Genomic DNA, 6,284 nt, shown 5'->3' with positions numbered 1-6,284 from the left:
CGAATCACCGCCCTTGGCGGATCCATGGCAGACCGCACAATTCCGTGCGAAAAGGCGAACGCCCTCCAGAAGATTCTGGTCCGTCAGTGCAACCGGATTCTGTTCCTTTGGAGCTATGCGACGAAGTGTCGCATGCAACGAGGTCTTGGCCATCCAGGTTTCCAGCCGACCCGGTTTTGCATCGGCATTGGCCGGAATCAGACCGCTATGGACCAGAAAGTAACCGCCAATCAAGGCAATCCCCAGGGTTAGCGCCACACCGAGCAAAACACCTTTCAACATGATATCTCCCCCCATTCAATGGTTGGAACCGGAAACTGCCGCCCACATGGCCCAGCGTGCGTCATCGGCCAAAATCAGTCAAAACTTCCGAAAAGGCGCGATATTGAACAATTGGACCGAAGACGACGGGTCCGCTAAAATGCCTGACCCATTCACAATTCAAACGTCATTATGCCAACTATACCCGCTTGCCCCCAATGCGCCATGGAGAACACGTATCAGGACGGAGAAAACTATGTGTGCGCCGACTGCGGCCATGACTGGCCGATAAAGGATACCGCAAAAACCGATGAGGACACAGCGGAAGTGGTCAAGGATGCGAATGGCAATGTATTGAAAGAGGGTGACTCCGTTGTACTCATCAAGGACCTGAAGGTCAAGGGCTCCTCCCTCACGCTCAAGATGGGCACCAAGGTAAAAAGCATCCGTTTGGTCGGTGGCGACCACGAGGTGGACTGCAAGATGGACGCTGGCAATTTCATGCTCAAGGCCTGCTATCTGAGGAAGGTTTGAAAGGCGCTCATCCCGAGCGCACCAGATTCATTCCTCTCGACCCAGGTAAATCGTCGGGAGAGAAACCATCACCAGCAACCGCCACGCCACGAATGGCCGGGCGACATTAGGTCAAGCACCGCAAACCGATCAGATCCACGGATCCATATCGACCTCCAAGACGCTTGACCAAATCCGCCCCTGAAAGATCACGCGGTAATCTCATGCTGCCAATACTTCTTCACGGGTAATATGCAGGCGTATCAGGCTGGGCAACTGTCCATCGTCAAAGTGACAATGTACTGCGTCTCGGACATGCACACGCAGACCATGCAGATCGTCTGCCTCGGTCACAATATCTGCGCCGACAGCGCGCGCAACATACCCACCTTCCGGCGCTTCTTCAACAATGAAATGGACTTCGCTCATGGGTACTGCCCTCCAATAACGAACAAGGTTAGATCGTGCGCAAGCCACGATCTGAACCGTTTGTTGGACTCGGCAATGGCCACCACATCCTCGCCATGCTGCCGTAAAAAGGCTATCGCACCCTTCGGTATGTTTTCGTCGGCCAGCCACTTCATCAGGCAACGTGCGGCAGGGGCAAGTATTTTTCTTCCTCGATCAGAGCCTGCGCGAATGCAAATACCGCGCGCAGATCCGCTTCGCCAATGTGTGGATAACTATCAAGTAGTTGCGCCTCTGACCACCCCGCCGCCATCAGCCCCAGCACAAATTCCACAGCCAGACGCGTTCCCTTGATGTGTGGGCGCCCACCGCAAATTGCGGGATTGGATTCAATGCGATTTTTCCAGTCCATACTTATAGAACAACACACAATCTACCCCAAGCGCCGCACCAGCAGCAAGCCACAGCCGAAAGTTTTGGCGGGACCAAAGTTCAGGGTCCCGATATACACCCAAAGAAAGGGATTTTTCCTTATCGGCTTGCCAGTAACTTTCGTTCACCAAGGTAAACCCACAGCAGTTGGGTGGCCATCGTGGTAACTCACTGTGATAAATTTATTACCACGGTCTGTCTGCGCTTGGATGCAACGGGATGCCACCGGACCGTAATTTCAGTTGATTCACTGTAATTACATGGCGTTATGGATGTTTCTGGACAACCATGGATGTCGGATTGGCGGAGCGGTGTCCTTCACATTATGACCGTAATCCATCTACATCAATGAGTTCCGTTATTTCAACAATATTTAGTTACCACGGTTTCAACTTCGATACCCCGAAATTCCCGAAGAAAGTCCAAGCCAACGCGATAACTTCCCGATACCTAGAGAGATCAGGACCAATATCTTCGCCAAGGCGCCTATCCCCGCAGGTACGGGGGAAACGGTCACGGAATGGACAACCAGGAAAATGCGCGACGCACGAAATCGGCGCCGTCACGCGGTACAACATCCCCATGCGCCACGATGACCCGCTCGATCGGCCACGCCAGCACTTTTTGCAGGGCCAGTCGGGCGGCCTTCCGGTGAACGAAGCTCAGCCGCCATTCGCGCGGTGCGCCCGGATGCGGTGCGACGATACCGTCCAACCTGGCGAGCATTCCCCGCCATCCGCGGAACCAGTCGGCCGGAAAATTCTGAATCAGGTCGCCGAAGATCGCTGTGCGGCTCCGGCGGTGAAAGAAGACGATCTCGGTCATTGCCACGCTGCCGACCATGGCAACCTGATCGACTTCCGCCGCCCATTCGGCCCTCGGCGTACTGTCGAGATCGGCATCGAATCGCAGATCCCTCCGCTTCTTGCGAAGTCCCGGCGGCGCAAATAGCCCTGCGCTGGGATACGCGGATTTCCACTGCGCGAGAAAAAGGTGATGCAACTGGTTCGGGGATACGAGATAACGCACGGGGCCGATCGCATCGACCGCATCCCGCAGCGCGGTCGACAAGGAGATCGGAGACCAGACCAAGAGCGCGCCGTCCGGCAGGCGAATGAGCGCCATCCGGGTCGGATACGGGAACCCCAGGAAGGGAACCACCGGACCTTCGCAGATCCACAGATCGTCGCCGAAGGGGCGCAGCGGCGCCGCATCCGATCGTTCCGGAAAACTGGCTTCGAGGGAATGGTTCGGGTTTGTCATTCCGCTATGTTACCGGGTTTATGGCGGTGTATCCGATTGCCACGGGGAGCATTCGAGCAATGCGGCTAGGCTCGGCGGAAGTCCATGAGCGACCAGAAATTGGGCCTATCCCCGCAGGTACGGGGGAAACCCGGTCAGTCCGAACAAAAACGCGCGGCGCTCGGGTCTATCCCCGCAGGTACGGGGGAAACTTCTGGAATTCGTCAGGGTTACGCAAGTCGAGGGGTCTATCCCCGCAGGTACGGGGGAAACAATCCGCTGGCCCTTAACTTCCACGTCCTCGGGGGTCTATCCCCGCAGGTACGGGGGAAACAAATAGGCTACAACTAAATCGGCTTTAAGCAAAGGTCTATCCCCGCAGGTACGGGGGAAACTTTAGGGGCCAGGGCACGGAATGTTCGCCAGCGGGTCTATCCCCGCAGGTACGGGGGAAACGCGGAACAGGCATTACCCCACAAGCCCCCACAAGGTCTATCCCCGCAGGTACGGGGGAAACCATCCTCTTCCCTCCATCCGGCAGAAAGTATAGGGTCTATCCCCGCAGGTACGGGGGAAACCCGATCGCATACCGGAAACGGCTGGCTGAGAAGGGTCTATCCCCGCAGGTACGGGGGAAACACGCGGATCATGATCAGGGATATTCACGTCGACGGTCTATCCCCGCAGGTACGGGGGAAACTCTTTGCAACGTCTTGTCGATAGCCGAACTGCGGGGTCTATCCCCGCAGGTACGGGGGAAACTTCATCGCGCTCGTTGCGTACGTACCAGCGCAGGGTCTATCCCCGCAGGTACGGGGGAAACCTTCCCTTTGTGCTTTTGCTTGTCGTCTTCTAGGGTCTATCCCCGCAGGTACGGGGGAAACGTATCGGGATGCCGTTTATGGCCCCCGGAGCGGGGTCTATCCCCGCAGGTACGGGGGAAACGACGTTGCCAGATAATCGACTGTCACAGTGCGGGGTCTATCCCCGCAGGTGAGTAAGGTCACGCATCCCGATGGCCTTTTCAGCGCAGAAGGTCAAATAGCGTGATGGATCGGTGAAGATCCCCCTCAAGGAACTTGATTAAAAGAACCTTTTGGGGGAGTCTCTGGTTACCAAGCCTAGAGACCTTCTAAGTGTGCCACGCCCTCCTGCAAAATCCAAACTTTTTTCACATTCTGCTGCAAATTGATATTGAACTGGCGGCGGAAACACGCGCAACCAAATGTCACTATTGCGGCGGCACACTCCATTGTGCCAACTATCCACGCAAACCCCGTTGTTGCCTGGAAGAGGCTCGAATCAACTTTGAGTCGCGCTTCAGCTTCTGCTGCAATCAATGCCGCAAGCGTAAAACATCGGTGTCGGTTCGATTTTTAGGCAGACGGGTCTACCTGGGACTGGCGGTAGTGCTGATGTCGGCAGGTAGAAGCCCATCCACCTCTGACGTGGCGCAACTGAGCGAGACGTTGGATGTTCCTGCACGCACCATTCAACGCTGGAGGCAATGGTGGATTGAGCAGTTCCCGCTGACACCACTGTGGCAAGCTGCCTGCGCCCGCTTTATGCCGCCGATTGATTTAACTCTGCTTCCCACCAGTCTGATCGAACGTTTTTTAGGCTCGTCGGATGAGTCAATGCGGCGAATATTGGTCTTCCTCAGTCCCCTTACGGTTGGTCATTCAGTCACGTTAAACGAGGGGTGCTAATTACCCGCAGAAGTTGCCAATAGCCAAGATCGATGAGGGTTTGTAACCTTCACTCCCACAAGCACTGCCGTCGGCAGCGCATCTTTGGGAGAACTTTTTGAACACATTTAACACATCAGTCGATCCGCTCAAGCGTGACCGTATGGCGCGACTACGCTTCTCGATCATTGGCCCATTACTGGCCGCTCCCCCAGCGCCGGGATCGTTACAGGCTGAACTGGTGCAGCTAGCCGCCAAGACCTGGCGTCATCCGGTATCCGGGTTTGATGTCGAATTTGGCGTGTCGACATTGGAACGCTGGTACTACGCGGCACGACGTGCCCATGACCCGGTGGCCGCCTTGAAGGATAGGCTTCGTGGTGATGTCGGTCGCTTCCCCAGTTTGACACCCATCGCGATTGCGACACTGACGACCCAGTATCGCGAGCATCAGGGCTGGACAGCACAACTTCATTTCGACAACCTGTGCGCAGCCCTTAAAGGCAGCGATACCGAGATTGCCTCCTACCCCACGATCCGTCGCTATCTCAAAGCGCAAGGTATGTTCCGCCAGGCACAGCCGAAACGCGCCACCGCAGGTGCGCTGGCCGCCCGCGACCGATTGGAACGACTGGAAGTGCGCAGTTTCGAGGTCGATCATGTATGTGCCTTATGGCATCTGGATTTCCACCATGGCTCACGCCGCGTGCTGACACGCCAGGGTGAATGGGTAAAACCGATGCTGTTGGGTGTGATCGATGACCGTTCACGTCTGGTTTGCCATCTGCAATGGTATCTGGGCGAGACCGCCGAGAACTTGATCCATGGTCTGTCGCAAGCCTTTATGAAGCGCGGCCTGCCACGCGCTCTGATGACTGACAATGGCGCGGCCATGCTGGCGGAAGAAACCACTACCGGACTGGCAAAATTGGGCGTATTGCACCAGACCACTTTGCCGTATTCGCCTTATCAAAACGCCAAGCAGGAATCATTCTGGGGGCGCATCGAAGGACGCTTGATGGCGTTGCTCGAAGGCGAACAATCCCTGACGCTGGATGCACTCAATCTGGCCACGCAAGCCTGGGCGGAACAGGAATATCACCGAACACGCCACACGGAAATCAACGCCACGCCGTTAGCGCACTATCTTGCAGGACCCACAGTGCGGCGAGATTGCCCCGCCACGGCGGTGTTGTCGTCCGCATTCCGTATTCAAGTGGAGCGCAAACAGCGCCGTTCCGATGGCACCGTCAGTCTTGATGGGGCGCGCTTCGAAATACCTTCACGCTACCGTCACCTTGAACGGGTGCATTTGCAGTATGCCCGCTGGGATCTGACGCAGGTCGATCTGGTTGATCCGCGCAGCGGATCTATCCTGTGTTTCGTCAAGCCGCTGGATAAATCTGCCAATGCCAACGGCCAGCGCCGACGCTTGGCTCCGGCGAATACTGACCTGTCGCCACTACCACCATCGGGCCTGCCTGCCCTGATGACCGAACTGCTGGCCGATTACGCCGCGACCGGCGTGCCACCCGCCTATCTACCCACAACCGAGAAGGAATCAGCATGAACCAGAAATTACTCGCCCTGTATGGGCTCAAGTGGAATCCCTTCTCGCCGGAACTACCGGTTGAGGCGATCTATGTGCCGCCCAAGATAGAGAACTGAACTTTAGACATACGCCTCTCCCAACCGTCCCGGATTTTTCCTGGTGGTGGGTGGGTCGAACACAAAAACAGG

6 protein-coding genes, 1 pseudogene and 1 CRISPR repeat array are annotated in these 6,284 nt (G+C 56.4%); of the genes and pseudogenes, 3 read left to right on the top strand and 4 right to left on the bottom strand.

The window, feature by feature from the left end:
- Window positions 1–282 (bottom strand): annotated as a pseudogene (locus tag M6F29_RS11005) (hypothetical protein); the annotation flags it as partial.
- A gap of 171 nt (window positions 283–453) precedes the next feature.
- On the opposite strand from M6F29_RS11005, the gene M6F29_RS11000 reads away from it, so the two are divergent.
- Complete coding sequence (locus tag M6F29_RS11000; protein WP_297502186.1) at window positions 454–795, top strand: zinc ribbon domain-containing protein YjdM; 342 nt, start codon at window positions 454–456, stop codon at window positions 793–795.
- Window positions 796–996: 201 nt separating this feature from the next.
- Here the strand turns inward: M6F29_RS11000 and M6F29_RS10995 are convergent, their stop codons facing one another.
- The 3 genes from M6F29_RS10995 to M6F29_RS10985 form a co-directional block, all read right to left on the bottom strand.
- Window positions 997–1,203: a hypothetical protein gene (locus M6F29_RS10995; protein WP_298159762.1), complete on the bottom strand. Its 207-nt coding sequence runs from the start codon at window positions 1,201–1,203 to the stop codon at window positions 997–999.
- Between the two features lie 154 nt (window positions 1,204–1,357).
- The gene (locus tag M6F29_RS10990) at window positions 1,358–1,594 is read right to left on the bottom strand and encodes a DUF433 domain-containing protein (RefSeq protein WP_298159759.1); all 237 of its coding nucleotides are present in this window, start codon (window positions 1,592–1,594) and stop codon (window positions 1,358–1,360) included.
- A gap of 533 nt (window positions 1,595–2,127) precedes the next feature.
- Window positions 2,128–2,877: a DUF4336 domain-containing protein gene (locus tag M6F29_RS10985; protein WP_298159757.1), complete on the bottom strand. Its 750-nt coding sequence runs from the start codon at window positions 2,875–2,877 to the stop codon at window positions 2,128–2,130.
- A 102-nt stretch (window positions 2,878–2,979) separates the two neighbouring features.
- Window positions 2,980–3,801: a CRISPR direct-repeat array (repeat unit 28 nt; unit sequence GGTCTATCCCCGCAGGTACGGGGGAAAC).
- A gap of 191 nt (window positions 3,802–3,992) precedes the next feature.
- On the opposite strand from M6F29_RS10985, the gene M6F29_RS10980 reads away from it, so the two are divergent.
- The gene (locus tag M6F29_RS10980; RefSeq protein WP_298159755.1) at window positions 3,993–4,565 is read left to right on the top strand and encodes a hypothetical protein; all 573 of its coding nucleotides are present in this window, start codon (window positions 3,993–3,995) and stop codon (window positions 4,563–4,565) included.
- A gap of 142 nt (window positions 4,566–4,707) precedes the next feature.
- The gene (locus M6F29_RS10975) at window positions 4,708–6,114 is read left to right on the top strand and encodes a DDE-type integrase/transposase/recombinase (RefSeq protein WP_298159769.1); all 1,407 of its coding nucleotides are present in this window, start codon (window positions 4,708–4,710) and stop codon (window positions 6,112–6,114) included.
- Window positions 6,115–6,284 lie beyond the last annotated feature (170 nt).

Origin of the sequence: Ferrovum sp., from assembly GCF_027317285.1 — a bacterium.
In the GTDB taxonomy this organism is placed as follows: domain Bacteria; phylum Pseudomonadota; class Gammaproteobacteria; order Burkholderiales; family Ferrovaceae; genus Ferrovum.
This window is presented reverse-complemented; position numbering and strand designations above follow the sequence as displayed.

What these genes read in the sequence shown, in the direction of transcription:
- M6F29_RS11000 (WP_297502186.1), top strand. Translation starts at nt 454, where the DNA reads ATGCCAACTATACCCGCTTGCCCCCAATGCGCCATGGAGAACACGTAT.
- M6F29_RS10995 (WP_298159762.1), bottom strand. Translation starts at nt 1,203, where the DNA reads ATGAGCGAAGTCCATTTCATTGTTGAAGAAGCGCCGGAAGGTGGGTAT.
- M6F29_RS10990 (WP_298159759.1), bottom strand. Translation starts at nt 1,594, where the DNA reads ATGGACTGGAAAAATCGCATTGAATCCAATCCCGCAATTTGCGGTGGG.
- M6F29_RS10985 (WP_298159757.1), bottom strand. Translation starts at nt 2,877, where the DNA reads ATGACAAACCCGAACCATTCCCTCGAAGCCAGTTTTCCGGAACGATCG.
- M6F29_RS10975 (WP_298159769.1), top strand. Translation starts at nt 4,708, where the DNA reads ATGGCGCGACTACGCTTCTCGATCATTGGCCCATTACTGGCCGCTCCC.